Origin of the sequence: Dyadobacter diqingensis (assembly GCF_024220585.1) — a bacterium.
GTDB lineage: Bacteria > Bacteroidota > Bacteroidia > Cytophagales > Spirosomataceae > Dyadobacter > Dyadobacter diqingensis.
On record NZ_JAMXKF010000003.1, the window covers coordinates 157,743 to 183,917 of the forward strand.

At 43.1% G+C, this 26,175-nt stretch carries 23 protein-coding genes and 1 pseudogene; 10 read left to right on the top strand and 14 right to left on the bottom strand.

The features are described 5' to 3' along the window. Positions 1-2: 2 nt before the first annotated feature. Entirely contained in the window at positions 3-1,769 is a 1,767-nt protein-coding gene (ggt, locus tag M1L62_RS09800; RefSeq protein ID WP_254412860.1) for a gamma-glutamyltransferase, read from the bottom strand. 235 nt (positions 1,770-2,004) lie between these two features. Here ggt and M1L62_RS09805 point away from each other — a divergent pair, with 235 nt between their 5' ends. Together M1L62_RS09805 and M1L62_RS09810 are read left to right on the top strand one after the other, a co-directional pair. After that, complete coding sequence (locus M1L62_RS09805) at positions 2,005-3,246, top strand: ABC transporter permease (RefSeq protein ID WP_254412861.1); 1,242 nt, start codon at positions 2,005-2,007, stop codon at positions 3,244-3,246. A gap of 72 nt (positions 3,247-3,318) precedes the next feature. Further along, positions 3,319-3,771, top strand: coding sequence for a DUF8785 domain-containing protein (locus tag M1L62_RS09810; RefSeq protein ID WP_254412862.1), 453 nt, complete (start codon positions 3,319-3,321; stop codon positions 3,769-3,771). 86 nt (positions 3,772-3,857) lie between these two features. Here the strand turns inward: M1L62_RS09810 and M1L62_RS09815 are convergent, their stop codons facing one another. Both M1L62_RS09815 and M1L62_RS29555 read right to left on the bottom strand, forming a co-directional pair. Beyond that, complete coding sequence (locus M1L62_RS09815; RefSeq protein WP_254412863.1) at positions 3,858-4,193, bottom strand: translation initiation factor; 336 nt, start codon at positions 4,191-4,193, stop codon at positions 3,858-3,860. A 29-nt stretch (positions 4,194-4,222) separates the two neighbouring features. Continuing rightward, positions 4,223-5,098, bottom strand: coding sequence for a diacylglycerol/lipid kinase family protein (locus M1L62_RS29555; RefSeq protein WP_254412864.1), 876 nt, complete (start codon positions 5,096-5,098; stop codon positions 4,223-4,225). A 244-nt stretch (positions 5,099-5,342) separates the two neighbouring features. Here M1L62_RS29555 and M1L62_RS09825 point away from each other — a divergent pair, with 244 nt between their 5' ends. Together M1L62_RS09825 and nhaA are read left to right on the top strand one after the other, a co-directional pair. Then, positions 5,343-5,774 (top strand): YybH family protein, encoded by a 432-nt coding sequence (locus M1L62_RS09825; protein ID WP_254412865.1) that lies wholly within the window; start codon positions 5,343-5,345, stop codon positions 5,772-5,774. 31 nt (positions 5,775-5,805) lie between these two features. Next, positions 5,806-6,996, top strand: a complete 1,191-nt coding sequence (gene nhaA, locus M1L62_RS09830) for a Na+/H+ antiporter NhaA (RefSeq protein WP_254412866.1) — start codon at positions 5,806-5,808, stop codon at positions 6,994-6,996. Positions 6,997-7,076: 80 nt separating this feature from the next. Here nhaA and M1L62_RS09835 read toward each other — a convergent pair whose 3' ends face one another. Both M1L62_RS09835 and meaB read right to left on the bottom strand, forming a co-directional pair. Then, a complete protein-coding gene (locus M1L62_RS09835) occupies positions 7,077-7,559 on the bottom strand; it encodes a lipocalin-like domain-containing protein (RefSeq protein WP_254412867.1) in 483 nt (160 codons plus the stop codon). A gap of 112 nt (positions 7,560-7,671) precedes the next feature. Then, entirely contained in the window at positions 7,672-8,664 is a 993-nt protein-coding gene (gene meaB / locus M1L62_RS09840) for a methylmalonyl Co-A mutase-associated GTPase MeaB (protein ID WP_254412868.1), read from the bottom strand. Between the two features lie 136 nt (positions 8,665-8,800). On the opposite strand from meaB, the gene M1L62_RS09845 reads away from it, so the two are divergent. After that, on the top strand, positions 8,801-10,795 hold the full coding sequence (locus tag M1L62_RS09845; protein ID WP_254412869.1) for a M1 family metallopeptidase: 1,995 nt from the start codon (positions 8,801-8,803) through the stop codon (positions 10,793-10,795). A 171-nt stretch (positions 10,796-10,966) separates the two neighbouring features. Here M1L62_RS09845 and M1L62_RS09850 read toward each other — a convergent pair whose 3' ends face one another. The 6 genes and pseudogenes from M1L62_RS09850 to yihA form a co-directional block, all read right to left on the bottom strand. After that, a complete protein-coding gene (locus tag M1L62_RS09850; RefSeq protein WP_254412870.1) occupies positions 10,967-11,914 on the bottom strand; it encodes a 3-oxoacyl-ACP synthase III family protein in 948 nt (315 codons plus the stop codon). A gap of 124 nt (positions 11,915-12,038) precedes the next feature. Then, positions 12,039-12,730 (bottom strand): annotated as a pseudogene (locus M1L62_RS09860) (glycosyltransferase). Then, positions 12,727-13,182: a hypothetical protein gene (locus M1L62_RS09865; RefSeq protein WP_254412872.1), complete on the bottom strand. Its 456-nt coding sequence runs from the start codon at positions 13,180-13,182 to the stop codon at positions 12,727-12,729. The pseudogene M1L62_RS09860 and the gene M1L62_RS09865 overlap by 4 nt, the downstream one beginning before the upstream one ends. Beyond that, complete coding sequence (gene deoC / locus M1L62_RS09870; protein ID WP_254412873.1) at positions 13,179-13,838, bottom strand: deoxyribose-phosphate aldolase; 660 nt, start codon at positions 13,836-13,838, stop codon at positions 13,179-13,181. The genes M1L62_RS09865 and deoC overlap by 4 nt, the downstream gene beginning before the upstream one ends. An 84-nt stretch (positions 13,839-13,922) precedes the next feature. Further along, a complete protein-coding gene (locus M1L62_RS09875) occupies positions 13,923-14,420 on the bottom strand; it encodes a DUF5606 family protein (protein WP_254412874.1) in 498 nt (165 codons plus the stop codon). Between the two features lie 180 nt (positions 14,421-14,600). After that, on the bottom strand, positions 14,601-15,215 hold the full coding sequence (gene yihA, locus M1L62_RS09880) for a ribosome biogenesis GTP-binding protein YihA/YsxC (RefSeq protein WP_254412875.1): 615 nt from the start codon (positions 15,213-15,215) through the stop codon (positions 14,601-14,603). Positions 15,216-15,724: 509 nt separating this feature from the next. Between yihA and M1L62_RS09885 the strand changes: the two genes are divergently transcribed. The 3 genes from M1L62_RS09885 to M1L62_RS09895 all read left to right on the top strand — a co-directional run bounded on the left by M1L62_RS09885 (position 15,725) and on the right by M1L62_RS09895 (position 19,805). Further along, positions 15,725-17,026 (top strand): proprotein convertase P-domain-containing protein, encoded by a 1,302-nt coding sequence (locus M1L62_RS09885; RefSeq protein ID WP_254412876.1) that lies wholly within the window; start codon positions 15,725-15,727, stop codon positions 17,024-17,026. Positions 17,027-17,131: 105 nt separating this feature from the next. Further along, the gene (locus M1L62_RS09890) at positions 17,132-19,126 is read left to right on the top strand and encodes an SdrD B-like domain-containing protein (RefSeq protein ID WP_254412877.1); all 1,995 of its coding nucleotides are present in this window, start codon (positions 17,132-17,134) and stop codon (positions 19,124-19,126) included. Between the two features lie 226 nt (positions 19,127-19,352). Further along, entirely contained in the window at positions 19,353-19,805 is a 453-nt protein-coding gene (locus M1L62_RS09895; protein WP_254412878.1) for a thioredoxin family protein, read from the top strand. 77 nt (positions 19,806-19,882) lie between these two features. Here M1L62_RS09895 and gmd read toward each other — a convergent pair whose 3' ends face one another. Together gmd and M1L62_RS09905 are read right to left on the bottom strand one after the other, a co-directional pair. Further along, the gene (gmd, locus tag M1L62_RS09900; RefSeq protein ID WP_254412879.1) at positions 19,883-20,995 is read right to left on the bottom strand and encodes a GDP-mannose 4,6-dehydratase; all 1,113 of its coding nucleotides are present in this window, start codon (positions 20,993-20,995) and stop codon (positions 19,883-19,885) included. A gap of 62 nt (positions 20,996-21,057) precedes the next feature. Beyond that, positions 21,058-21,624 carry an SPOR domain-containing protein gene (locus tag M1L62_RS09905; protein ID WP_254412880.1) on the bottom strand — a complete coding sequence of 189 codons (567 nt, stop codon included), beginning with the start codon at positions 21,622-21,624 and terminating at the stop codon, positions 21,058-21,060. 121 nt (positions 21,625-21,745) lie between these two features. Between M1L62_RS09905 and murB the strand changes: the two genes are divergently transcribed. After that, positions 21,746-22,756 (top strand): UDP-N-acetylmuramate dehydrogenase, encoded by a 1,011-nt coding sequence (gene murB, locus M1L62_RS09910; RefSeq protein WP_254412881.1) that lies wholly within the window; start codon positions 21,746-21,748, stop codon positions 22,754-22,756. 10 nt (positions 22,757-22,766) lie between these two features. After that, positions 22,767-23,990 (top strand): hypothetical protein, encoded by a 1,224-nt coding sequence (locus tag M1L62_RS09915; protein ID WP_254412882.1) that lies wholly within the window; start codon positions 22,767-22,769, stop codon positions 23,988-23,990. Here M1L62_RS09915 and M1L62_RS09920 read toward each other — a convergent pair. Further along, positions 23,976-25,976, bottom strand: coding sequence for a T9SS type A sorting domain-containing protein (locus tag M1L62_RS09920; RefSeq protein ID WP_254412883.1), 2,001 nt, complete (start codon positions 25,974-25,976; stop codon positions 23,976-23,978). The genes M1L62_RS09915 and M1L62_RS09920 overlap by 15 nt on opposite strands. Between the last annotated feature and the right edge of the window lie 199 nt (positions 25,977-26,175).

Consider the following 26,175-nt stretch of genomic DNA (forward strand, 5'->3'; position numbering starts at 1 on the left):
TTTTAATAACCCAGACTGGTATCATCGCCGCGAGGATCGGAACCACCTTCGAGTGTTCCGTCCGGCAAAACCAGGATGCAATCCATGCGACCAATGGAGTTACGCTGTATTTCAATATTGTAACTTCTGCTTTGAAGTTTTTTGATGGTGTTTTCAGTAAAAGCGCCGTCTTCAAAAACCGTTTTGTCCGGCAGCCACTGATGATGGAATTTGAAGGCGTTAACGGCTTGTTGCATGGTCATACCATGTTCGAGCACGTTGAGGATGGTTTGATAAACCGATGTGATAATCGTGGAGCCGCCTGGCGTGCCCACCACCATCAATAACTTGCCGTCTTTTTCTACGATGCTTGGTGTCATGGAAGAAAGCATCCGCTTGCCTGGTGCTATGGCATTTGCCTTGTTTCCGATCAGTCCATACATATTTGGTGCGCCTGCTTTTACACTGAAATCGTCCATTTCATTGTTCATGAAAAATCCTGCACCTTTCACCACAACCCGGCTGCCATAACCGCCATTCAAGGTCGTAGTGACCGAAACTGCATTGCCTTCCTTATCGACTACCGAAAAATGAGTAGTCTCGGTACTTTCATAACCCGGAAAAACACCGCCGCTAACATTTTTACTCTCTGTTGCCTTATCGAAAGAGAAATCTTTCCAGCGTTGTTCAAGATAGTTTTTGCTTGTGAGTGTTGCCAGTGGAATTTTCACAAAATCCGGGTCTCCCAGAAATTTGGCGCGGTCAGCGTAAACCCGTCTTTCTGCTTCGATCATCACCTGCACCGTTGAGTCGCTGTGCCATCCCCATTTTTTCAATGGATAAGGTTCCGTAAGTTTCAAAAGCTGGATCAGCGCAATACCGCCGCTGGATGGCGGAGCCATCGTGATAATGTTGTAGTTTTTATAGCTGTCTGTAATCGTTTCACGCCACTTTGCATGATATTCGACGAGGTCTTTTTTACTGATGATCCCTTCTTTTTTATATTTCATTTCCCTGGCAAGCAGTTTAGCGACTTTCCCGGAATAAAATCCTTTTCTGCCTTTTTTCTGAATACGGGTCAGTACGTTGCCCAAATCGTTCTGAATCAGGGTATCGCCGGCTGCCCAGTCTTTTCCATCGGCGCGCTGAAAATATTTGCTGCCCGGATTCAGTGCGACGACATCTTTTTTTACCGCGTTCAGTCCACGTGCTTCGCGGTCTGTCTGGATCACCCCTTTTTTGGCGAGGTCAATTGCAGGCTGTAAAATATCTTTCCAGGGCATTTTGCCATATTTTGCGTGGGCTTCTACCATGCCATCCACAGAGCCGGGGACGCCTGATGCGAGCCGGCCTAAAATGCTGAGTTTCGGAATGACATTGCCGTCTTTGTCGAGAAACATATCCCGGTCGCCTTTTATGGGCGCTTTTTCGCGGAAGTCGATACTGAAACTTTTGCCCGATTTATCTCTGAAAACCAAAAATCCGCCGCCGCCAATATTACCCGCAGAAGGATGTACAACCGCCAATGCAAACTGAACCGCCACGGCAGCGTCAATCGCGTTTCCGCCTGCCTTTAAAATTTCCACACCCACCCTCGATGCTTCCGGATGCGCGGAGGCTACAACACCATTTTTAGCAAACACACCCTGGCGGTCGTTGTAAAATGGTTTTTGATTGGGATCATCGGTCAGGAACTGATAGAAGCCTTTTGACTCTTTAACAGGCTGCTGGGCTGCCACAAGGCCGGATAACAGCGAGAAGGAAAAGATTAACGTGTAACGTAGGTTCATTTTTTGACAGTCAAAGATTGTAAATGTAATTTAATGAATGTTCAGAAGAGGTGTTGCATCAACGTGGATATTTGAAGTTATTTATGAGAATTTTCGCATAACTTACAGGTTATTAAACTGCTCAAACGCTCAAAATACCTTTTATACTAATTTATTTCTGAGCACGGCACTTTACAGTTAACTTTTCGAACTCAATAATAAGTCCCTGATCAGAAATTTAGGCTAACGCGCTATTATGAAACTTATACGGCAGATTTACGAGAGCTTCCGGTTTGCATGGCAGGCATTGCGATCCAATATCACCCGAACCACGCTGTCTCTACTCGGGGTAACGGTTGGTATTTTTGCGATCGTTGCTGTTTTTACCATCGTTGATTCGCTGGAAAAAAGTATCCGTGACAGTATGAGCGCGATTGGCGAAAAGGTTTTATATGTTCAAAAATGGCCCTGGGGTTTTGGTGGGGAATATCAGTGGTGGAAATATTTCCAATGGCCGAGCCCATCGAACGCGGAGTACAAATATTTATACGATAATCTTGAAAACGCCAGCGCCGTGGCGGTGATGGATTTCAGAGGGAATATTACCCTGAAAAACGGATCAAGCAGTATTGATGCTTTGATCCAGGGTGTTTCTTATGAGTACAATCAGATTTCTGACGTACCTCTTGAAACCGGCCGTTATTTCATGCCGCTTGAAACAACCAATGCGCGTAATGTGGCTATCATCGGGGCCGATATTGCCGAGGCACTTTTTCCTAATCAGGTTGCGGAAGGAAAGGTTTTCAAACTCAATGGAGATAAATTCACAGTCATTGGGGTTCAGGTCAAAAAAGGAGAGAGCCTGGTTGACTTTGGGGGAAATCCCGACACAAAATGCCTGATCACCTATGGGGCATTTGCAAAAATGTTCCAGTCTGGCAGACCCGATCCTGATATTGTCGTAAAGGGATTTGAGAATGATGAGGGAATGAAAGAGGTGGAAGCGGAAGTGATCGGGCTGATGCGGACCAAACGCGGGATTAAACCAAGGGAAGAAAATAATTTTTCGATCAACAGACCGGAAGCTGCGGCTCAGGCGGTATCGGGGCTATTTGCCGTGTTATCGTTGGCGGGTTGGGTTATAGGTAGTTTTTCTATTCTGGTGGGTGGCTTTGGTATTGCCAATATTATGTTTGTTTCGGTAAAAGAACGGACGAACCTGATCGGCATCCAGAAATCGCTTGGGGCAAAAAATTATTCAATTCTCTTTCAGTTTCTTTTTGAAGCCATCATGTTAAGTTTGGTGGGAGGGTTGGTTGGTATATTTCTTGTATACTTACTTTCTTTCATGCAATTGGGGACATTGGTGATTATTCTGACACCCGGAAATATAATGCTTGGCCTAGGGGTTTCCTGCGTTATCGGCATCCTTTCGGGGATTATTCCGGCTATGCTTGCAGCCCGCATGGATCCTGTAATTGCGATCCGGGCGAAGTAGGGAATAGGAAAAATCATTCGGTTTTCCGAAGTTGCTTTAAAAATCACACATCTTTTAACTAACAAACTAATCATGCGTAAATGGGTCATTCTCTTTGTACTCCTGGCAATTGTTTTCGGAGTCCTGTATTATTTAACTTTTGGTTATTACAGTGAAGGTAAGCGTGGCGGGTTTATCACACGGCTTAGCAATAAAGGATACGTTTTTAAAACCTATGAAGGGGAGCTTAAAATGGGCGGCTTGTATGAAGGCGACGGCTCTTTGAATGCATCGGAATGGACGTTTTCAGTAAGCGGGAAAAATAAAGATGCGATTTCGAAACTGGAAGAGGCTATTGCCAGTGGTCACCGGGTTTCATTGACTTATGAAGAAAAATTCTTTACACTTCCGTGGAACGGGGACACCAAGTTTTTTGTGACCAACGTAGAAGTTTTGGCAGGCGGAGCATCACAGCAAAACCCAACCAATTTCCCAAAAGTACAGCCAGAGCAGCCGACTGAGATTGATACGACGAAGGCGCTTTAATTTTGAATGAGTGAATGATAGAATGATAGAATGTCGGATTGGGCCATCTTATTCACTCATGCTATCATTCTATCATTCAAAATTAATTATCCTCCCGCTTTCTTCGCTTTATATCCCTTCCCCACCAGCCAGGTAATCACTTTTTCGCGGTGATCGCCCTGGATCAGGATTTCTTCTTCTTTTACGGAGCCTCCGCTTCCGCATAATACTTTTATCTGTTTGCCAAGTGTTTCCAGGTCTGCGAGCGTGCCGATAAAGCCTTTCACAACGGTAATGACTTTTCCACCACCTTTTCTATCCAGCCAGACACGCAAATCCTGCTGTGCCGGTGGTAATGTTTCTGCTTCATCCTGGCTTGAATCAGAATACTCAAAATCAGGATTGGTAGAATAAATGATTCCTGAGCGGTTCTTTTTAGACATAAGGAGATTGAGAATTGATTTATAGCGGGTTAAACGATAACCCTTAAACTTTTCGGTTTGATCTTGATTTCGATACGGTTTGTATCAAGTTGCAACGGCTCTCCATCGTAGTGTACCAAAGGCGGTTTCTCTGCTTCAACAACAGCTTCCTGCGCCATTTGGTAAGAGATATAGGTCGATGGTTTCAATTGTTTGGTGAAAAGCCGGTAGGTGAGGTTAGAGCCATACCATGTCGGAAACGGTTTAATGGTACAAATGTCCAGCAGTCCGTCAAACAAACTGGCCTGCGGAGCCACCCAGGCGTTGTTTCCAAACTGTCCCGCGTTTGCAAATGAAAGTGAGAACACCTCGATTTGTTTTCCGTTCAGCTTGTAGGTCTGAGGTTTATAATTCCAGTATGATTTCAGCGAAACACTTACATAGGTAGCCAGTCCACGCGAATTTTGCTGACTGAACAAATAACCTACATAAGCATCGAACCCCATTCCGGCCGTGCAAAAAAATGGAATCCCGTTCAGTTCTGCGCTATCGATGGTGTTAACAGAACCCGAAATAAGCTGTTTCAGGCCGGCATCCAGTGTCAGCGGTAAGCCTAAATGACGCGCCAGACCGTTTCCTGATCCCAGTGCAAGTATTCCCAGCGGGGTCGAGCGGTTCACGAGCGCTTTGGCTACTTCATTGACTGTTCCGTCGCCACCTACGGCTACAACAGCCTTCCAGTTTTGTTTGTCTATATTTTCGTTAACCAGTTTTGTGGCGTGCCCTCTTCCCTCAGTAAAGATAATTTGTGATTGTCCACCGCTCTTTTCTACAAAGGATTCAATGGCCTGGGAAATCTTTTCAGGTTGCTGTCCGATGGAAGTGCCTGAACTTGGGTTAATGATAAATAAATAAGAGTCAGCCACGGGTTAAGCGAAAAATAAGAAGAGAATGCCTATGAAAATGATTATGAAAAGATAGTACAAGCCATCGATAAAGGGATATTTTTGCCGATCCAGCCGTTTAAATATATCATCAAATTTGCTCATAAAACCAGTTGGTTTATTTTAAATATCGCTTGCGGACTTAAATACCGCCAAATATCTTTCAGAAAGAATCTTTACTGTATCTTTAAACGAAAGAAACATTTTACAAAAATCCGTAAAAAATATGAGAAACTGTCTGTTAACGCTATTTCTATTATCCATCAGCTGTTTTGCCATGGCGCAGTCAAAAGCGGACCGCGATGAAATTTATGCCATCCTGAACCGTCAGAACGGCGACTGGAACAAGGGTGATGTTAAATCTTTCATGCATGGATACTGGGAATCCGATTCTCTGATGTTTGTCGGGAAGGCTGGCGTAACCTACGGTTATAATAAAACATACGAGAATTATCTGAAACGTTATCCGGACCGTGCCTCTATGGGAACCCTCAAATTTGAGTTCGTCAATCTGACTTTTCCGGCAAAGGACGTCGCTTTTTTGGTAGGTAAATGGCATCTTACCCGCCCGGAAAAAGGAGATATCGGCGGACATTATACCTTACTATGGAAAAAAATGAAGGGAAAGTGGGTCATCGTTTGTGATCATTCCAGCTAATCCCACATTTATTGACTCTATCTAAAATTCAATGGCAGAACATAAAAAGAAGTTAAACCCGAACGGAGGCAAAGAAAGTAAAATCAGGAAGGTACTGGTTAACCCGATCAAAGATCTGGCCGATACAGGGCGCTTATCAGGCATTCTCCTGCTGGTCGCTACGGCAATCTCGCTGATATGGGCGAATATGGAAACCGGAGAGACCTATATCGCTTTTTGGCATCAGGAATTACACATTGGCCCGCTGGAAAAAAGTGTTGAACATTGGGTCAACGATGGGCTTATGGTGATCTTTTTCTTTTTTGTGGGGCTTGAAATCAAACGTGAGGTGCTGGGCGGAGAACTTGCCTCGGTACAGAAAGCATTGTTGCCATCATTGGCTGCGCTGGGTGGTGTAATGGTGCCGGCCATTATCTATTTTTCATTAAACAGGACAGGGCCTTCGTCTCATGGATGGGCTATTCCAACGGCTACGGATATTGCTTTTTCACTGGGTATTATGTCTCTTCTGGGCGACCGCGTTCCTTTTAGTTTAAAAGTATTTTTGACGGCATTGGCGGTGATTGACGACTTGATCGCGGTGTTGATTATTGCCGTTTTTTATACCTCCAACATTCAAACGGATATGCTTTTGTATGCCGGATGCGTTTTGCTGGTTTTGTGTTTGCTGAATTATTTCAAGGTAGAGTCGACGATCTGGTATCTGATACCCGGGGCGATCCTTTGGTATTTCGTCCTTAAATCGGGTATTCATGCGACCATTGCCGGTGTTTTACTGGCAGTTACGATTCCGCTGCATAAAATAAGCAAGCTGGAGCACGCACTTCATGAGCCGGTGAACTATTTGATCATGCCGGTTTTTGCACTGGCCAATACTGCCATTATCCTTCCGGGGGACATTTCAGGACTATTGGTTTCAAACCTGAGTTTTGGGGTTATTCTTGGCCTTGTTATTGGAAAGCCTTTAGGCATCGTCGGAATGTCCTGGCTTGCGGTTAAAGTGAAGCTGGCCAGTTTGCCAAAAGGATTAAACTGGAAACATATCACAGGACTGGGTTTTACCGCCGGTATCGGTTTTACCATGTCCATATTTATAGCATCGCTTTCTTTCAAAGATCTTGACCTGCAAAACAGCGCCAAGATCGCAATCATGGTGGGAACCACGCTTTCAGCGCTTATTGGTCTGGTTTGGTTGAGCCAAATCGGAAATAGAACGGTCTGAAATTCAATTGCGCAATGTTATTTAAATGAAAAGACCCGGCCTGAAAGCAAGCCGGGTCTTTTGCGTATCCTTCAAATATCTTACAATCTCTTCAATGACAAAATTGCATTTACTGCGGCACCGCTTCCGGTTGTATTTGTATTGACAGTGATTTTCATGTCATTCGTGTTCTGAACCAGGGCGAAAGTGTTGCTTGTTGATCCGTTTGTTATGGTCAGTTTGCCTGTTTCTACTTTCCATTTCGTATCACCTTCAATTTTGATGAAACTGCCAATCAGTGTTACAGCCGCAGGACAGTCAGAAAGAGCTACTTTGTTATCGTTGGTAAATTTAAATTTCAGGCTGTAAATACAAGGAGCCAAGCCAGGCAATAAAGCGATTTCAGGAAGTGTACCTGATGTTTCAGGTGTTATGGCAGTTAATTGCCAGGTACCTACAATTTCATTGTTATCAACCGGTGTTGTGTTGTTATCATCGTCGTCATCTTTACAGCCAACGAATACAAACGCCACCAGCAGGAAGGAAAAAAATGCAGTTTTTCTTAAAAGGTCAAAAATTTTCATAGCGAAAGGTAGTTAATGATTAAGATCTGATATTCAAACATCAAACTTACGCGAAAAATTGTCCTGATTGACAAATTAAGACGTTTTCAGTGCTAAAATTGAGTTAAGGGTATTAAATCCGGTTTTTGAAGAAAAATTCGAGCAAACGTTCTGCTGCGGCCACAGGAAGTTCCCGGCCTTCGGAAACCGATTTTTCCGTGGTTTTAACTGCTTTTTTTAAAATGCTATTTTCATAAAACTGCTCTTCCAATGTCTGCCGGATATGATCGTGCATCCATTCCAGGTTTTGATTCCTGCGGTTTTGATCAAAATAGCCGTTTTGCAAAGTCGTCTCCTGATACTTTCGGATCAGCTCCCAAAGCGCAGCGATACCCGTTCCTTCCAAAGCAGAGCAGGTCAGTACCTGCGTATCTACGCCGGATTCGGGTTTAGGAAAGAGATGAAGCGCATTCCGGTATTCTCCAACCGCCTGTTCGGCCAACACCTGATTCATGCCATCTGCCTTATTAATCGCTACCGCGTCTGCCATTTCCATAATTCCCTTTTTTATACCCTGAAGTTCGTCGCCAGCTCCTGCCAGCATCAGCAGCAAAAAAAAGTCGCTCATACCCCTTACGAGGGTTTCGGACTGTCCGACACCGACCGTTTCGATGATGATGACTTCGTAACCGGCTGCTTCGCAAAGTAAGATTGTTTCACGCGTATTTTTAGCAACGCCGCCCAAAGACGGCCCGGCAGCGGATGGACGGATATAAGCAAGCGGATCATGAGCGAGATTTTCCATCCGTGTTTTGTCGGCAAGAATGCTGCCACCGGATTTTTTGCTGCTTGGATCAATACTGAGGACGGCAATCTTCATACCCAAACCGGTAACATGCCGGCCGAAAGCTTCGATAAAAGTACTTTTTCCAACGCCAGGTACTCCGCTGATCCCGATTCTCAATGACTTGCCGGTAAAAGGCAGGATATTTTCCAGTACTTTTTTAGCCAGAGCCCGGTCGTTTTTGAGCCTGCTTTCAGTCAGTGTAATTGCGCGGCTCAGAATAATCCGGTCGCCGGAAAGGATACCTGCTGTGTAAGCTTCAACAGTGAGGCGCTGGCGCATGGAGTGGATTTTTGTGAAAAAAGCAAGTTTGTAAAATTCGCCAATCAATAGCAATAATGAAACTTTTTAGAGTAAAAAGGCGAAAAGCTGTATATTGTTCGTTTACAAATTCATATTTTACTTTTCAATAATACGAATGAAGATCTTATCCAATCGCTTATGGGTTATGGCCATATGGTGCCTGAGCTCCCTAAGTGTTTTCGCTCAGGAAGCGGAGAAGCCCAAGTACGATGCGCACGTGCTTTTCCATCCCTTGTTTAATTTCCAGCCTGGAAGTGAATATCGTACAGGAAGTGGCGCGCCGGGCCCAAGTTACTGGCAAAACCGGGCAGATTATAAGATTAATGTCGCGCTAAATGAAGCAGAAGGCACCATTAGCGGAGATGTAGAAATCACTTACAAAAATAACAGTCCTGAAGCACTGGAATTTATCTGGCTTCAATTGGACCAGAATTCTTTCAACACCGAGTCCCGCGGTGGTAAAACGACTTCAATAACCGGAGGAAGATTTGGGAACATTGGTTTTAATGGCGGTGATGCCATTAAGTCGGTGTCAGTGCAGCAGGGAAAAGATAAGGCTGTTGATGCGAATTATATCATCAACGACACGCGTATGCAAATCCGCCTGGCCAATGCGGTAAAATCGAACGGTGATATCATCAAAATTAAAATTGCCTATTCTTTCAAAATTCCTGAATACGGATCAGACCGGATGGGAACGCTTGAAACCAAAAACGGAATTGTGTATGAAATGGCGCAGTGGTATCCGCGTGTAGCTGTTTTCGACGATATCGAAGGCTGGAACGTATTGCCATACCTTGGTGCAGGCGAGTTTTATCTGGAATATGGTGACTTTGAATATGCAGTTACTGTACCCTGGGACCATATTGTTGTAGGTTCGGGCGAATTGCTTAACCCTGCGGAAGTGCTTACAGCGGAACAAAGAAAACGTTTGGCTGATGCTGCCAAAAGCGATCAGACAGTGATGATCCGTACGGCTGAAGAGGTTACAAATCCGGCTTCACGCCCAAAACAGTCAGGTACGTTAACGTGGAAATTCCGTTGCGTTCAGGCACGTGATATCGCATGGGCGAGCTCAAAAGCGTTCGTTTGGGATGCAGCACGCATGAATTTGCCCAATGGAAAAATAGCTTTGGCGCAGTCGGCATATCCTGCCGAAGATGGCGGAAAAGATGGCTGGGGCCGCTCGACCGAATATGTAAAGGGGTGTATCGAGTTTTACTCCAACTACATTCATGAATATACTTACCCGGTTGCTACCAACGTAGCCGGAATTGTGGGTGGAATGGAGTATCCGGGTATTGTTTTTTGCAGCAGTAAAAGCCGCAAGGACGATCTTTGGGGCGTTACCGACCATGAATTTGGCCATAACTGGTTCCCGATGATCGTGGGAAGTAATGAACGTAAGTACGCCTGGATGGATGAAGGTTTTAATACATTCATCAATTTCCTATCGGGAGATAACTTTAATAATGGTGAATTTAAGGATAGTCAGATGAATGACCTGCACCGTCTGGCACCGATCATTTTCCGTGACAATGCAGATCCGGTAATGACGATTCCTGATGTGGTTCAGGCTTCCAATCTGGGATGGGAAGCTTATTACAAACCTGCTTTGGGTTTAAAAATGTTACGTGAGCAAGTTTTGGGCAAAGACCGCTTCGACTACGCTTTCCATCTTTACGTAAAACGCTGGGCGTTTAAACACCCTACACCTTATGATTTCTTCCGTACCATCGAAGACGCAGCGGGAGAAGATCTGGGCTGGTTCTGGAAAGGATGGTTCTTTGAAAATTACAAACTGGACCAGAGCGTGAAAGATGTTGCTTATATCGAGCAAAATCCACAGAAGGGTTCTATCATCACGATTGAAAACCTTGACCAGTGGGCGATGCCTGCCAAAGTGGATGTGGAAGAAATCAGCGGTAAAAAGACGCGTGTTGAATTGCCTGTGGAGATCTGGCAGCGCGGCGGTAAATGGACTTTCCGTGTGGAAACGCAACAGCCGCTTAAATCTGTGACGATCGATCCTGATCATCAGCTTCCGGATATCAATCCTCAAAACAATAGCTGGAAACCTGTTAAGTATCCTGTTTCGGAAACAAATTAGAGGTTGTCGGCAGTCGGCGTTCAGCGTCAAAACTCTTTTTCGGATGATATCCGTCGATTGCCAACCCGAAATGAAAAGCCTTTCAAATTTGACTCAATGCCAAATTTGAAAGGCTTTTTATTTAACCGCCGTTAACCGAAAGCCGATTGCCGACCGACGATTGCAATTTTATCAGATGGTAATCAGCATGGCACCGTACGAATAACCGCCGCCAAAAACTGTTAACACAATATTCTCACCTTTTTTAAACTTCGGTCTGTTTTCGGAAAGCGCAATGGCACAACCGGCACATCCTGTATTTCCCAGGTACTGAATATTCGAAATCAGTTTTTCTGCCGGAATACCTAGGGTATTAATTACGTTTAAGCTGATGCGATGATTGGCCTGATGCGGGATCAGGTAATCAAGATCTTCGATCGTTAAACCACAAGCCTGTAAAACCTGCTGGCTGACCTTTGGCATATAAATACAGGCATTCTGGAATACATCACGGCCAAATGGCATGATCACACCGCGCTCGTTTGGACGAAGTACAACGGCTTCAACAGCCTTTCCGCTTGTTGCAGCACCACCCGTGATCAGCTTTTTGATTTCCATGTCCGATTCCGACTGTCTCTCCTTTGTGATCAGCATGGCCGAAGCGCCGTCGCCCCACAAGTGACCCGAAACCGTGTCGCTCTCATTGTAATAAGCCGTGTTGTGGTCAGAAACGATAACCAGTGCCTTGGATGCTTTACCCATGGCAAAATAACCTTCCACAATCTCAATCGCATTCAGCAAAGAAGAGCAGGCCGAGGAGATGGAAACAACCGGAATGTCCGGCAAAGCCAGATGATGCTGTACCGCATGCGCAACAGTTACTATCGTATCGTAAGGAGTATAAGTCCCGCCAACAATCAGATCAATTTCATTTTTACTGAATGGGATGTTATCCTCTAATAATAATTTTACGGCTTCAATAGCCATGGTTGAAGTATTTTCTCCCTCTGCAGCTTTGCGGCGTTCGTAAATTCCCGTGCGCTCAACAATCCATTCGCTGGACAGGTTATTGAGATTTGTAAAATATTCATTACCAATTACTTCACTTGGTAGATAATGACTGAGTGTATTAATATACATGGTTGAGAAGTTGACTTCGCAATCTACAATTCTGTTTAATTCCGAAAGTTAAATATTTCGTAGAAAGCATAGTACTTAATATTTGAACAATTCAATAATAAGTTTATAAAATTATACAAATATTTTAAGTTGTTAAAATTCCTGTTTTTTTGATTTGGTTTAAATTTTTATAAAAGTGCAGCAGAATCTGTTCTTCGTTTGCCCAGTTATACTTGCTTTCTGCGGCTTTTCTTCCCTGTTGTCCCATCCGTCTGCCACTTTCAGGATTTTCGATTAACCACTGAAATTTATCTGACAACACTTTTGGATCGTAAGGCGAAATGCAAAAGCCGCAGCCTGTTTTTTCTACCACCTCCCTGAAAGAGGAAAATCGGATGTGATCACAGGCAATGACAATGCCATGTACTCAAACAATTTGGTAGTATATGAGTCCGAATAATCTGCAACCGGCTTTAATAAAGCAATTCCTGCAACTGCATTTTGTGCGTAGGACAGGACTTTACGGAGATCTGTGTAACCATGAAAAGTCAGATTCTGCTGAATTTTTTCATAATGAGGCGACTTTTTCACCTCATTCCAGTCAAACTGAACCTTGCCAAACAGATGCAAATGAAATTCAGGGTATCTTATTTTTAAAATGGCTAATGCTTCAATGATGGTATCAAAAGATCGTTCCAGGGAAATTACGCCGGAATAGAAAAATACCGGTGATTTTGTTATTTCCTGTTTTGTTTTTCCATAAGCGTCAATAAACGGTAATGAAACATAGTTGTGGACAACCGCATGAGGAAATGCCAGGTTTGAATATTCGTTCAGATAAGCGTCTTCCGTAAAAAGGCAGTGAAAATTTTTCGGGCAATATGATCGAAAAAATTAAAAAGCTGCCTGTATATTAATGCGTTGTTGTAACGTTTGATCGCAAATTTTTTATAAAGATTTTCCTGTACTTCATAAATCACTTTTGCACCCAGCCATTGCAACAAAAAGGCCATTGGAATCAGTTCCGGTACAAAGATATGAACAATTGCGGGACGAAAACGCAGACATTTCCAAAGTAAAACCGGATGACAGCGTAAAATTCTCTGCAATAAACCCCTGAAATAAGGCAGACTTATAAAACGGATATCAGCCTGCGCATTCTTGTTTTTAACGTTGGGTAATGCACAAATTACTTCGTAATACGGTGACAGCGAGGGAGCGATCTTGTAAACGATTCTGGGATCGGTCGGCGGATGTGCAGTACTGAGAAGTAAAACCCGTGGTTTCATTTTTCAGATACAATCAGCACGCCCGATGATGTTCCTATTCTGTCGGCCCCGGCTTCGATAAAAGCTATGGCTTGTTCATAGGTTTTGATGCCGCCGGATGCTTTAATCTTGATTTCCGCTGGCAGAATTGACCTCATTTTCTTTACGATGTCAATGTCGGCGCCGTTAGGGGCAAACCCGGTTGATGTTTTTACAAAATCCACTTTGGCCTCTGCACATATTTCACAGGCTGTGTAAAGCTCAAAAGAATCCAGATAAGCGGTTTCTATGATCACCTTAAGTATGGCATCGTTTTCATGCGCGATGGCTGCCAGTTGTCTGAGTTCCTCGCGAATGCTCAGATAGGCCATGGATTTGAACTGGGCGATATTAATTACTACATCCAGCTCAGTCGCGCCGTCACGAATAGCGTTTTTTGCCTCGGATATTTTTGTTTCCGTAGTGGAATAACCGAGCGGAAACCCGATAACCGTTGCAATTTCAATGCTTACCGGGCAAAACTCAAACATTTCTTTTGTGTACGAAACATAGGTAGGAGCGACGCAAACAGCTTTAAACTGATGAATCCAGGCTTCTTCACAGAGCTTACGAATGTTGGTTTCACTGGCAACGGGTGAAAGAAGCGTGTGGTCGATGTATCGTGAAAGGTCGGTCATTGCAAGTGCGCGGTCGGGAAAAGATAATGCAAAAACCCCGTCGTTCAGACGGGGCTTTGCGTTATCACTTATACATTTTCAGTTTTAAGCCTCGTTTTTCTCAGCTTCCACTGTTGTTTCTTCTTTTGCTTCTGATACTACTTCTTCCGCAGCGGCTACAAACAGCTCAGGTACGTATTTAGACAACAAGTTATACCAGGTGATCACTTTTTTGATATCCGATACATAAACTCTTGAACGGTCGAAATCAGGAAGGATTTCGTTCAAAAACTCAATAAGGTCTTTGTCAGATGCACTTTTGATCTGTACGGCAATTTGCTCACCGTGCACTTCTCTGATTTTAAGAAATACGTCAGCCAATGGAGCAGACTCTTCTTCGCCGTCTGTAAAAATAGAAACGTCTTTCAAAACGGAAACACGAGCAGTAGGCCCGATCAATGACTTTTCATGTTTTTCATCCAGGCTTTCTACAATGACACCTGCGCGGCTTGGTTTCAAAATACGGAACAATCCGCTTTTCCCTGAAACGTTTGCTATCTCCTTCAACAATTCCATTCCTGTTGATTCTACTTTCTCGCTCATCCTTTTTGTTTGTGCTATTAGTGGTCTCTTTATTTAATGTCTTTTCGATGTCATGAAGGCTATCAAAGCATTTACATTCCAGTGAAATAAAAACACCGGAGCGGAAAAAACTCCTGATAACGGTTTATGACTAAATTAAAATTTCCGCAAAATAACGGAAAGATTGGTCGGTAAGCAACCTTATTCGACGTTCGTTTTCTCAAACGTTTGATTATAAGATTCTATTGTCTCAAGAATTGCATCTCTTCCTTCGTTTTTTTCGGCTGAGGTAACAAACAACGGAGGAACTTCTTCCCAGATTTCCCCAAGTTTTTCTTTGTATTTTTTTACTTGTTCCTCTTGCTGGTATGCTTTAAGCTTATCGGCTTTGGTAAAAATGATATGAAACGGAATTCCTGCCTGGCCTAATTCTTCCATAAACTCGAGATCAACCGCCAGTGCTTCGTGACGTATGTCGATCAAAACGAACGTGCAAACAAGATTGGATCGGTTATGCAGATAATCGCCGATCATTTTCTCCCACTTTTCACGCTCTGTTTTGCTTACCTTGGCATATCCATACCCGGGTAAATCCACAAGGTACCATTGCTCATTGATGAAATAATGGTTGATAAGCTGCGTTTTTCCAGGCTGTTGTGAAGTCTTGGCAAGTGCCTTTTTCACGGTCAGCATGTTAATCAGGGAGGATTTTCCCACGTTTGAGCGTCCAATGAATGCGTATTCCGGCAAATCAGGTTTAGGGCATTTCTCATAATCAGAATTGCTCATCACATATCTGGCATCTTGAATTTTCATGACGGTAGGTTATATTTTTTCGGGACAAATGTACGGGTTTTCTTTTTATCCGGGAATTATACAGAACCCGGCCTGGGAATTTGATGTGGTACTACAAGTTTCAACAGCGTAACTGGAATTCCAATTGTGCTTTTTTGATAACGTATATCCACATTAGTTTTACATCGAAAAAGAAGTACATTCTATAATGATATAAAATTAATTCTATAACAATTTACAAGTAATACGTTTCAATTTCCAATTCATTCTTAAAGTATTGATAATAAATGGTTTTAGATTTGCATTATGGTATTCGGAACTAGAAAATGTTCTATTTTTCATGTGAATACCGGTTTGCCGCGTAGACCCCGGGGCTTGTAGAAGAAATGAGACTTTGGTTGATTTTTCATTCTCATATTGACTGCCGGCCCAACTATCAGAATTAAATATCAATGAGTGAGTGTGTTACACGGGTACTGTCCCGTCTTGCCTTAGTAAAGTTTTACTTAATGGTCATACTTTTCCTAAGTATGACTGTTTTTACTTTTGCACAAAGTTTCTACGGAACCGGCGGCGCAATACATGATTTTAAAGGTGGGTTTAAAATAGATTCGTTTCCAATAAAAGTAAGTGGACTGAAATCGAAGATTGATAACAATTTCGGGATTGCCAAAATTTGTTTTACAATACTTCATCCCAAGGTTTCGGATCTTAAAATTGAGCTTTTGAGCCCTGATGGAACCAGTATCTGGCTTACAAACCGCAATGGAAAGGATAGAGGACGGCATTACACAAATACCTGTTTCCGGTCAAACGGTTTTTCAGGATATGTGCATCAGGCGGGGGCGCCTTTTACAGGTGAGTATATTCCTGATGGCAGAATGACCTTTTTGAACAACGGACAGGATCCAAACGGGACCTGGTATTTGATGATACAGGATCTGAGAACCGGCGAAAGAGGAGCTTTGAATTTTGTAACACTCGAATTTAGCGAGAACCCGACACCGAATACCGACGTAAGTCCTTGTTCGATGGAAGACGGAACTGCCTGTAAATGTGCCGATGGCAGTGAGGGTTGTGAGTTGTTGCCGGATCTGATTATCCTGCCGAGGCTTACGCTGGATCAGGTAAAAGAGTATCCCTGGAATGATCCCTATTATCCGGGACAATTGCGGCTGGCAGCTTCTATTGCCAATATCGGAGAGGGGCCAATGGAAGCTTTTGGCAACAATAAATGGTATTGCGGTGGTGAAGAGGTGAAGGATTCTACGGTGATCTGTAACGATGAAACACACCCGCGCCAACAGATTCATCAGCGGGTTTATAAGAAAAACGGTAATAAAATAGAGTGGCAGGACCGGATTGCCGGCACCAATTATTTTGATGACAAACCCGGACATAATCATTATCACGTAGATGACTGGGTTGAATTCCGGGTTGTTAAGGAGATTAAAGACAAGAAAGGAAAAGTTGTTAAAAGACAGCTCGTTTCAAAGGGAAGCAAGGTGAGTTATTGTCTGTTTGACTCCGGAATTTGTAATAACGGCGACAGTCTTTGTGTCCTGAATGGCAAAACTTACGGGGATAAAAATCTCGTCAATTACGGTCTGGGTAACTACATGGACTGTAAGTCGCTGAAACAGGGAATCAGTGTTGGAGGTTACGATACCTATGGGATGATGTATGAAGGACAATCTGTTTCGTTGCCAAAAGGATTAAAATCAGGAGATTATATACTTGAAGTCGAGGTTGATCCAACCGGGATTTATAAAGAAAAAGACAAGTCGAACAACACGTTCAAAATGCCGATTCATATTTCCAAACAGGAATAAGGATTTCAATACAAAATATCGTAACCGGCCGGATGTTCTGAATCCGGCCATTTTCAATCATCTGTCAAAAGCAGACAAAGGACTTAACACTCAACCCTGTTACTCATGAAACGAATAATTTACCAATGGCTTCTTGTTGTGTTATCTGTGTTCATAACCGATCACATACATGCGCAATGCCCGGCGGGTAATTTTACTGCTGTTACCGGTGGACAATACACACTCGATGGAAATAAAACGCTGATCATTTCTTCCAATGTCGGCAACATTACATTAAATATCAGCAATACCAACAACATCATTTGCATTGCGTCAGGCGTTACCTGGACACAGAGTAACCAAACCAATTTCAATGGTTCTGTCAATATCAATGTGTACGGGACTTTTAATTATAACAGTAACGACAACTTCAATTCCAGTGTTGCGTCATACATCAATGTCCAGACAGGTGGTGCGCTGAACACAAACACGAGCGGAATCGGCAGTAAATTACTGATCAATAATCAGGGTACAACGACTTTTACCAATACTGGTAATGTCCAGTTTAAGGATTCGTTTGCGTTTTACAATTTCGGGCCGAACTCAAAGCTGATTGCAACGGCACCATCCATGGTGGTTTTTGGCAGTAATACGGTGATCTGTAATTGGGGAACGATGGAGTTTGCCAGTCTAGAAAATGCAGATGCCAAACGGTTTAAAAATGAAACATCAGGCGTGATTAACATCAGCCGCTATTTTTACAACCACGGTTCTATTCTGAACGATGGTGAGATCAACACACTTTGCGGAAAATTCGGTTCATCGGCTTGTGAATTTATTATCGGGGATAAGGGTGCGGGCAAAGAATTTGAGAACAATGGCTGTATGTCCATCAAGGGGAATGTGAATATCCGCGGCGCGGCCTTCAACAACGGGACCATTACCATCACCGATGGAGATTTAACAATTGATAAGAAAATATCCGGTTATGGCGGGGCCATTCTGGTAACGAACGGGAAAAGTGTAATCAACAGCGATGGCGGTTACAATGGTACGGATATGTTCTTCTGGGATGAAAATACACCCGGACATGATTTTGACGAAAAGAAGAATAATAACCCGCAAATCACGGCAGTCTATAAAGTTGTCAAGAGAACCTGTGTAAAAGAAGAGGCTTTCGGATCCATTGGCGATTATGTTTGGTATGATACCGACCGTGATGGAAAACAAGGCAAGACAGAGCTTCCGGTATCAGGATTAAAAGTGCAGTTGTATAAATATGTGACCGATAACGGCACAAGCAGCTGGACGGTACAAACCGGAGCCGTAACGGATCAGTACGGAAAATATCTTTTTGATGATTTGTCGACAGGGAAATATAAGGTTCAGTTTATCTTGCCGTCATCGGGAAAAGCCTTTTTTACTTATTTCAAAAAATCAGGCGTGGCTGCGGATGAGGATAGCGACTCGAATCCTGATAACGGAAATTTCAGCGATGAGATCACCATTGACACTTCTTTCCCTTCAGGAGATATGAAAAGGGATAACATGACGATCGATGCGGGTATGTACGAAGGTTCTACACCATTGCCTGTTACACTAGTCAGTTTTACAACGACAAAAGAAAATGAAACCGTGCTTTTGAACTGGGCAACAACGGCGGAAACCAACAGCGAAAGCTTTGACATTGAACACAGCCTTAACGGAAAGAGCTGGTCCAATATCGGCAATGTGAAAGCAGCAGGTGAGAGCGTAACAAAGGAAAACTACACATTCACGGATACAAATCCGGCAGACGGGCAAAACTTATACCGTTTGAAAATGATTGATTCAGATGGTACATTTGCATACAGCACAATTCGTAGTGTTTCACTCGAAGTTTCTGATGTGGCGGTGGTTTATCCTAACCCCGTTGCAGACCGCCTTTATTTCAAAGTGAAAGACTGGAACAAAATTGGCAGGATTACACTTTCAGATCTAAACGGAAAGACGATATTCCAGTCATCCAAAGAGCCGGTGGACGGCGTGGATGTGAAAAGTTTGCCCGCAGGTTTGTATGCTGTCAATATTACACGCTCAAATGGTGGCACCAGCAGCTATAAAGTTGTTATCAGTAAATAGTAATAAGAAGAGACTTCTCTTGCCATTAGAAGTTTGTACAAGCCCAATGAACCGGCGCCCTTGCAATTAGTAATGCGAGGGCGCTTTTTTTAGGAAAAATTTAATTATGTTCGTCTTCCTTTTTTATGATGAAAAGTTGAACCTATTGGATAAGAATTGGTTTAATGAAATAAATCAGGTGAGTGATTTCGTTAAGTATTTATTCAAACTATAATATAAGGAGGCAATGAAAGGTTTTCAAAAAATGATTTCTCTGTTGTTCGTGGTGGCTTTGGCTTTTTCCACAGCCTATGCTAACGATGGCGACAAAAAAGAACCCAAAAAAGATGTTGGTATTAAGTTTACCGAAGGATCGTGGGCAGCCATATTGAAAAAGGCAAAGGCGGAAAAGAAAATCGTTTTTCTTGATGCTTATACAACCTGGTGCGGACCGTGTAAACTGTTGCAGAAAAATGTATTTACCAAACCGGAAGTAGGGGCATTGTTCAATCAGAAATTTATCAATGTGAAAGTGGATATGGAAAGCGGAGAAGGCCCGAAACTGGCACGAAAATATCCATTGGAAGGTTATCCGACTTTATTCTTTATCAATCCTGACGGAGAAATAGTTAAGCAGGTAATTGGATATCAGGAACCGGGAACATTGCTTAGCATCGGTAAAGCGATCCCTTCCATCTAATTTATCAAAGTATTGTATAACAAGAGAGCCGCAGGAAATTTCCTGCGGCTCTCTTGTTATAGTATCAACCGGATATTCTATTCGTAATAGTTCATCACACGGTGACCGCTGTTTTCAAGAATCTGATCTTTTTTGAACAATGTCAAATCAGCAGAAACCATGTCATTTACCAGCGCTTTCAAATCATATTTAGGTTTCCAGCCCAGTTTTGTCATGGATTTGGTAGGGTCACCGATCAATAATTCAACTTCTGTCGGACGGAAATATTTTGGATCGATCGCAACAACTTCCTGACCGATTTTGATCTGGTAATTAGGATCGTTGCATTTCACAACTTTGGCAATTTCATTCACGCCTTCACCAATGAATTCCAGTTCTACGCCTACTTCGGCAAAAGCCATACGTACGAAATCACGGATACGCGTTGTAACGCCGGTAGCAATTACAAAATCTTCCGCTACTTCCTGCTGAAGAATAAGCCACATTGCTTCCACGAAATCTTTGGCATGTCCCCAATCGCGTTGTGCATCAAGGTTTCCAAGGAAAACTTTTTCCTGCAAGCCCAATGCAATTCTTGCCACAGCTCTGGTGATTTTACGCGTTACGAAAGTTTCGCCGCGTAAAGGAGATTCGTGGTTGAAAAGAATACCATTAACCGCATACATGTCGTAAGCTTCACGGTAGTTTACAGTAATCCAGTATCCGTATAATTTCGCTACTGCATAAGGTGAACGAGGATAAAACGGCGTACGCTCAGACTGAGGAACCTCCTGAACCAAACCGTACAATTCAGAAGTCGATGCCTGATAAATACGTGTTTTCTTGGTTAAACCCAATAAACGAACCGCTTCCAGAATACGAAGTGTACCGATTCCGTCAACATTGGCTGTGTACTCAGGTTCTTCAAAACTCACCTGAACGTGTGACATCGCACCAAGATTGTAAATCTCGTCTGGCTGCACTTCCTGGATAATCCGGATGATGTTCGTAGAATCACTTAAATCACCGTAGTGTAAGTGAAAACGCACATTTTTTTCATGCGGATCTTCATAAATGTGGTCAATTCTTTGGGTATTGAAAAGGGAGCTGCGGCGTTTGATACCGTGCACTTCATACCCTTTACTTAATAGCAATTCAGCCAAATACGCTCCGTCCTGTCCTGTAATACCTGTAATTAATGCCTTCTTCATCGTCAATTAGTATGTATATAAAATACAAAGATAAAATTATTAGCCTATTTCTGAATTTTAATCTATTCAGCGGGCACGCGTATGAGCAGGCTCCGTTTTATTTCCACACGGTCGGCAAGAATAACTGCCGAGGAATATTGTGCTCTGATCTGTTCCAGATATTGTTCCGCGTCGCTACGGTACATAAAATCGCCTGCTTTTACCCGGTAAGTAGGCTGGGAATATGAAACATAAGGATTCAAATCAGGAAAAGACTGGTAAATATATGCCTTGGCATTATCCGCTTCCTGACGGACATTGCCAACATAAAGTTGTATTCTATATCCGCTTATATATTTAATGGCTTTATTCTGCTGGGCCATCGTGTCCAAAACAGTTTCCAGTCTTTTATTAACATAAAGAGGTTTGTCGCCTGACCCTGTCGGTAAAGTTTCAGTCACCCCCGGTTTCGTCTGAGCCTTCTTTACAATACTGGGCTCAACATATTCAAAACGTGGTCGTACGGATGACAGGTCTTCACGATACTCTGTCGTCGTAGTGCCGCCGGGCGTAGTCTTTTTACTGCATCCTGACAAAGCCAGAAAACTAAGTGGGATCACCAGCAAAAATAATTTCTTTTCGAGCGACATGTATAAAACAATTCGTAATGAACTTACAAACTTAACCAAAATTAGAGAGATAAACCACGCCGGTGTGCTATTTTGAATCTAATACCTAACTTTGCTTACTTATTGAATACAATCTGGACAAATGCAACATAACGTTTCCCTGCGTAATCTGAATACTTTCGGGCTCGAATCCCGGGCGCAGTCTTTTGAAGAGGTAAAGTCGGTCGGGGCACTGACGGCGATTATTAAAAATCCTGAGCTGCGCGGGACGCCTAAATTTATTCTGGGTGGAGGAAGTAACATTTTGCTTACACAGGATATCGATGCGCTTGTCATCAAAATTTCGATAAAAGGTATTGAAAAAGTGAAGGAAGACGATGACCATATCTGGCTGCATGTGGGTGCGGGCGAAATGTGGCACGACTTCGTGATGTATTGTGTGGATAACGGATATGCGGGTGTGGAAAACCTGTCGCTGATTCCGGGAACGGTAGGAGCTGCACCGATGCAGAACATCGGTGCCTATGGGGTGGAAGTAAAAGAGGTTGTGGAAACGGTGGAAACAATTTCATCAGAGCATGCAGAACCCAAAGTGTTTTCCAATGAAGAATGCCGGTTTGGTTATCGTGAAAGTATTTTCAAACATGAATTAAAAGGCAAGTGCATTATTACCGGCGTATTATTTCGTCTGAATAAAAAGCCGGTTTATCATGTTGCCTATGGAGATATTCAAAAAACGCTGGAAGAAATGGGTGTGCAGACGCTTTCTATTAAGTCGGTAAGCGAAGCTGTGATCAGTATCCGAAAAAGTAAACTCCCTGACCCGGCGGAAATCGGGAATGCAGGAAGTTTCTTTAAGAATCCCGAAATACCTGAGGAGCAATATAATCGCCTTAAAAGTGATTTTCCGGCATTGCCAGGTTATCCGGCAAGCCCTAGCTTTGTCAAAGTTCCTGCGGGTTGGCTTATTGAGCAAGCTGGCTGGAAAGGTTATCGTGATGGCGTCATAGGCGTGCACGCACGGCAGGCACTTGTGCTGGTTAACTATGGCGGCGGAAGTGGCGAGGAAATAAAGTTATTGTCACAAAAAATTCAGCAGTCCATTGAAGAAAAGTTCGGTATTCGTTTAAATGCCGAAGTAAATTTCATATAAAGAAATATTTATGCGTTCCCCAAAGCTTTATATCTCACTTGGTATTTTAGTTATTTTTATTGCCATTTTTTTTCTGAAACAAAATTTTCTCGGAGAGAATTATCAGGACGAACATCATTACCTGCCAACGGCTGTTTTTTTTAGCAAAGAGCCAATTCCCTCTCTGGATTTACTAAAAAGTTATGGCGAATTAAATACGCCGGTACCATTTATTCTGGGCGGATGGGTAGTAAGTGTATTCGGGGAAAATATTCAGTGTCTTCGTTTGCTGACGTTTGCCGTAAGTTTTGCTTTGCTGATGATTTTTGTCTGGGGAAGTCCCGATTATTCCAAACGTTTTTTTCTTTGTTTGGCGGGGTTAATGGCTTTTCCGAATTACTATTTGTGCAGTGTTTATTACTACACCGATATTTTCGCGATGATCGGCGTGCTGGCCGGTGTGGTGGCTTATATCCGGAAAGCACATTGGTGGGGGATGATATTTTTTATCGGCGCGGTTGCGAGCAGGCAATATATGCTGGCTTTCCCGGCTGCGATTGTGGCCTATGAATTCCTCGAACGCCTGAAAAAGGATTTCAGTATCAGGCACTTTTTAACGGGTTTGTTTACAGACAGAACATGGTTGCCTTATGCGCTGGCTGTGTTAAGTATTGTTCCCTGGATTTTGTTATGGAAAGGTCCTGCACCCGCCGCCGTGATGACAAAGCAGTATTACGATTCGGACAAACTTATTCAGTACAACTTTGGATATGTAATTTATTCCTCGGCCTGCCTGGCGGTTTATTATATTATTCCTGAGGTTTTAATAACCCGTAACCTTCGGTATTTTATTGATTATCCCAAAAACCATCCGCGTTTGTTTATCGGATATATAATCCTGATCGGAGCACTGATCATGCTCTTTCCTGCCAGACAAGCTTACAACCCGTATTTTACCTGGCCTTATCTGGGGTATGTGGATCAGCTGTTTATGACCATTGGTATCACCGGTTTTGTCAAACAGATCATTTTCGGGCTTTTGATGCTGATTACGATGATGCGCTTTTTTTCGCCTTATTTCAATCTTACCAGCTGCGTGGTGCTGATCAATATTTTGTTGTTGGGAAAAGCACAGTTATCGTGGGATAAATATTCGCTGCCGATGATCATGGTATTGTGGTTTTTGGCCATGTTTGACCGCCACTGGCTTTTTACGGCCAGTGACAGGAAACAGGATAAATTATTTTACCACTAAAACCTTGTGTGAGCTGGTTTTTTCGGCCGTGTGAACTTTCAGGATATATTGCCCGCCACCCAGGCTGGTTGTCGGAAGTGTAACCCACTCATCTCCGGAATATGTCCTGGTTTCCATTTTTTTGCCGGCCACAGAAAAAATATCGATCTGGTTGATTTTATCGGTCGTGGAAACGACGTTAATCACGTCAATCGTCGGGTTTGGATAGACATTGATATCGACAATTGTTTCGTCGACAACATCTTCACTTTCTTTCGTGAATTTCAGATAGGCAATTGCTGACTCCGATTTATCGGTATAACCTCTGATCTGATAAGTATAAGCTACTCCTTTTTTAGCGGAAAGATCGGTATAGGATGTCTGATCTTTGGGCAGATACATGATTTCATGCGTCTGAAGAGAGTCTTTACCGTCCAGCCTTTCCAGAATATATCCTGTTACATTCGGTAGTTTGTTCCAATTTAACGCCACATGATTCTTTGACTCCGACGCTGTAAGCTCCAATGTTCCGAGATCAACATAAGGGTTGATCGTATTGTAGTGAAACGCAAAAGCCCGGAACCCTCTGGTATTTTTCAAAAAAGGACCGATATAAACCCACGGTGCAGACGACAAGCCGGCATAATGATATTTGGAAGGCAAATATTTTATCGTGGTATCGTTTGCCACTGTTTTCAATGTTACGATAACCCGGTTCGCCTCGGCTCTTCCGGCCTTTAATTTCTCCCGGTCTTTATTGAGGTAGAAGAAATCTTTAACCGAATAAACAGATCTAGCCTCCTGGCTTCCCGGAATATTGTCGCTGATGGTGTCATTTGGATAAACCATTTGCTGATAATCTTCAAAGACCATTGTTACTTCATCCTTTTTTGGCGTTGAGTAAAAAGCCTTCTGTAAACTTGGTGATGTTGCCTTTTCCTTCGCGCCATAGTGATAAAAGCCAGCCATTTCGGCGAGGTCCCGGCCTACCTGAAGATAACCGTTCAGGCCGTAGTGAAACCCGTTCCAGTCCGGCGCACCTAATGCTGCGTAAGGTTGAATGATCGGATATTTTTTATTTAATAATCGCTGCTGTTCCCGAAATGCGCCGATTCTGTCGTCATAAGCGCCGCCGCCAAAAAGCGGAAGCTGAAAAACATACATTTTTTCGATCATCGGATAATCTTCCTGTAACTGCGTCATCAGCTTGTCAAAACGCGGTGCCCAGACGGTCGGGTCATCGGAAGCGGCCTCGGCTTCTCCCTGCCAGTAAAATATACCCTTCAAGGATGGAAGTAACCCGGATTGTTGTGCGTAATTGAGCATAATGCCATAACCGGTTGTTGCGTCTGCATGGTTGTTGGGATTTCTTCCCGTAAGGTCCACGATCGATGCGCCAGCCATGGCTCCGTTCATAACACAGGTTGGGATCTGATATTTTTCTGCAACCCGGCGCTGAAATTCTATTCCAAAAATGCCGACTCTTGGTGAGAGGTCATTGGATAAACCCCAGCCATTTCCGCCTCCGTTAAAACCATAAGTGCGGCAAAATTCATTGCGGTAAGTATAATCCACTTCCCATGCCACGGCATTGGACTGGCCATAAATGAGGTAAAAATCACCGGCAAGGATATCGTTGCGGCGAACGATCAGCGACGAGTCGGTCGCAGATTTACAGGCATATACTTCAAATGCATATTCTGCGAGTTCTGCCTTTATTTTAGAAGTAAGGCTAAAAGGTGCATTGGATCCGGCGTATGACAAGGCTGCTTTTTGATAACCGATACGTGCCTTATTCCGGAATTTCACAACGGAGACATAAGCATAACCCGTAGACTGGACTTTTCCGGCAATGGTTATGTCGGCTTGTTTGTTTTTATCCCTTGCAAAGAGCTGTTTGTCGGCCGGAAGTTTATCAAAAGCCGCCACGCCGATCGTTTGTGCATAATTTCTGGAAATGCCCAGTCCTGAAAAAAGTAAAAAAAGTAGGAGTAAATTATTTTTCATAGTCATTATTAAAAGCCAGTGTATAGTGTTTATGTAGCTTTTTAAAAGGGTTAAAAGATTGAAAATGTAACGAAATCAGGGTGTTACGAATGACGAAATTAGTTATTTAAAGTTTACCGGAAGCAATTCGCTCTTTTTTTGAATATCGGTTTTTAGTATTTGGTTAATATCTGTTGATCTCACCGGTCAGTACATTTTT

Bases quoted from the DNA above. Each gene is read 5' to 3' on its own strand.
- ggt (WP_254412860.1), bottom strand. From the start codon at position 1,769: ATGAACCTACGTTACACGTTAATCTTTTCCTTCTCGCTGTTATCCGGC.
- M1L62_RS09805 (WP_254412861.1), top strand. From the start codon at position 2,005: ATGAAACTTATACGGCAGATTTACGAGAGCTTCCGGTTTGCATGGCAG.
- M1L62_RS09810 (WP_254412862.1), top strand. From the start codon at position 3,319: ATGCGTAAATGGGTCATTCTCTTTGTACTCCTGGCAATTGTTTTCGGA.
- M1L62_RS09815 (WP_254412863.1), bottom strand. From the start codon at position 4,193: ATGTCTAAAAAGAACCGCTCAGGAATCATTTATTCTACCAATCCTGAT.
- M1L62_RS09825 (WP_254412865.1), top strand. From the start codon at position 5,343: ATGAGAAACTGTCTGTTAACGCTATTTCTATTATCCATCAGCTGTTTT.
- nhaA (WP_254412866.1), top strand. From the start codon at position 5,806: ATGGCAGAACATAAAAAGAAGTTAAACCCGAACGGAGGCAAAGAAAGT.
- M1L62_RS09835 (WP_254412867.1), bottom strand. From the start codon at position 7,559: ATGAAAATTTTTGACCTTTTAAGAAAAACTGCATTTTTTTCCTTCCTG.
- meaB (WP_254412868.1), bottom strand. From the start codon at position 8,664: ATGCGCCAGCGCCTCACTGTTGAAGCTTACACAGCAGGTATCCTTTCC.
- M1L62_RS09845 (WP_254412869.1), top strand. From the start codon at position 8,801: ATGAAGATCTTATCCAATCGCTTATGGGTTATGGCCATATGGTGCCTG.
- M1L62_RS09850 (WP_254412870.1), bottom strand. From the start codon at position 11,914: ATGTATATTAATACACTCAGTCATTATCTACCAAGTGAAGTAATTGGT.
- M1L62_RS09865 (WP_254412872.1), bottom strand. From the start codon at position 13,182: ATGAAACCACGGGTTTTACTTCTCAGTACTGCACATCCGCCGACCGAT.
- deoC (WP_254412873.1), bottom strand. From the start codon at position 13,838: ATGACCGACCTTTCACGATACATCGACCACACGCTTCTTTCACCCGTT.
- M1L62_RS09875 (WP_254412874.1), bottom strand. From the start codon at position 14,420: ATGAGCGAGAAAGTAGAATCAACAGGAATGGAATTGTTGAAGGAGATA.
- yihA (WP_254412875.1), bottom strand. From the start codon at position 15,215: ATGAAAATTCAAGATGCCAGATATGTGATGAGCAATTCTGATTATGAG.
- M1L62_RS09885 (WP_254412876.1), top strand. From the start codon at position 15,725: ATGACTGTTTTTACTTTTGCACAAAGTTTCTACGGAACCGGCGGCGCA.
- M1L62_RS09890 (WP_254412877.1), top strand. From the start codon at position 17,132: ATGAAACGAATAATTTACCAATGGCTTCTTGTTGTGTTATCTGTGTTC.
- M1L62_RS09895 (WP_254412878.1), top strand. From the start codon at position 19,353: ATGAAAGGTTTTCAAAAAATGATTTCTCTGTTGTTCGTGGTGGCTTTG.
- gmd (WP_254412879.1), bottom strand. From the start codon at position 20,995: ATGAAGAAGGCATTAATTACAGGTATTACAGGACAGGACGGAGCGTAT.
- M1L62_RS09905 (WP_254412880.1), bottom strand. From the start codon at position 21,624: ATGTCGCTCGAAAAGAAATTATTTTTGCTGGTGATCCCACTTAGTTTT.
- murB (WP_254412881.1), top strand. From the start codon at position 21,746: ATGCAACATAACGTTTCCCTGCGTAATCTGAATACTTTCGGGCTCGAA.
- M1L62_RS09915 (WP_254412882.1), top strand. From the start codon at position 22,767: ATGCGTTCCCCAAAGCTTTATATCTCACTTGGTATTTTAGTTATTTTT.
- M1L62_RS09920 (WP_254412883.1), bottom strand. From the start codon at position 25,976: ATGAAAAATAATTTACTCCTACTTTTTTTACTTTTTTCAGGACTGGGC.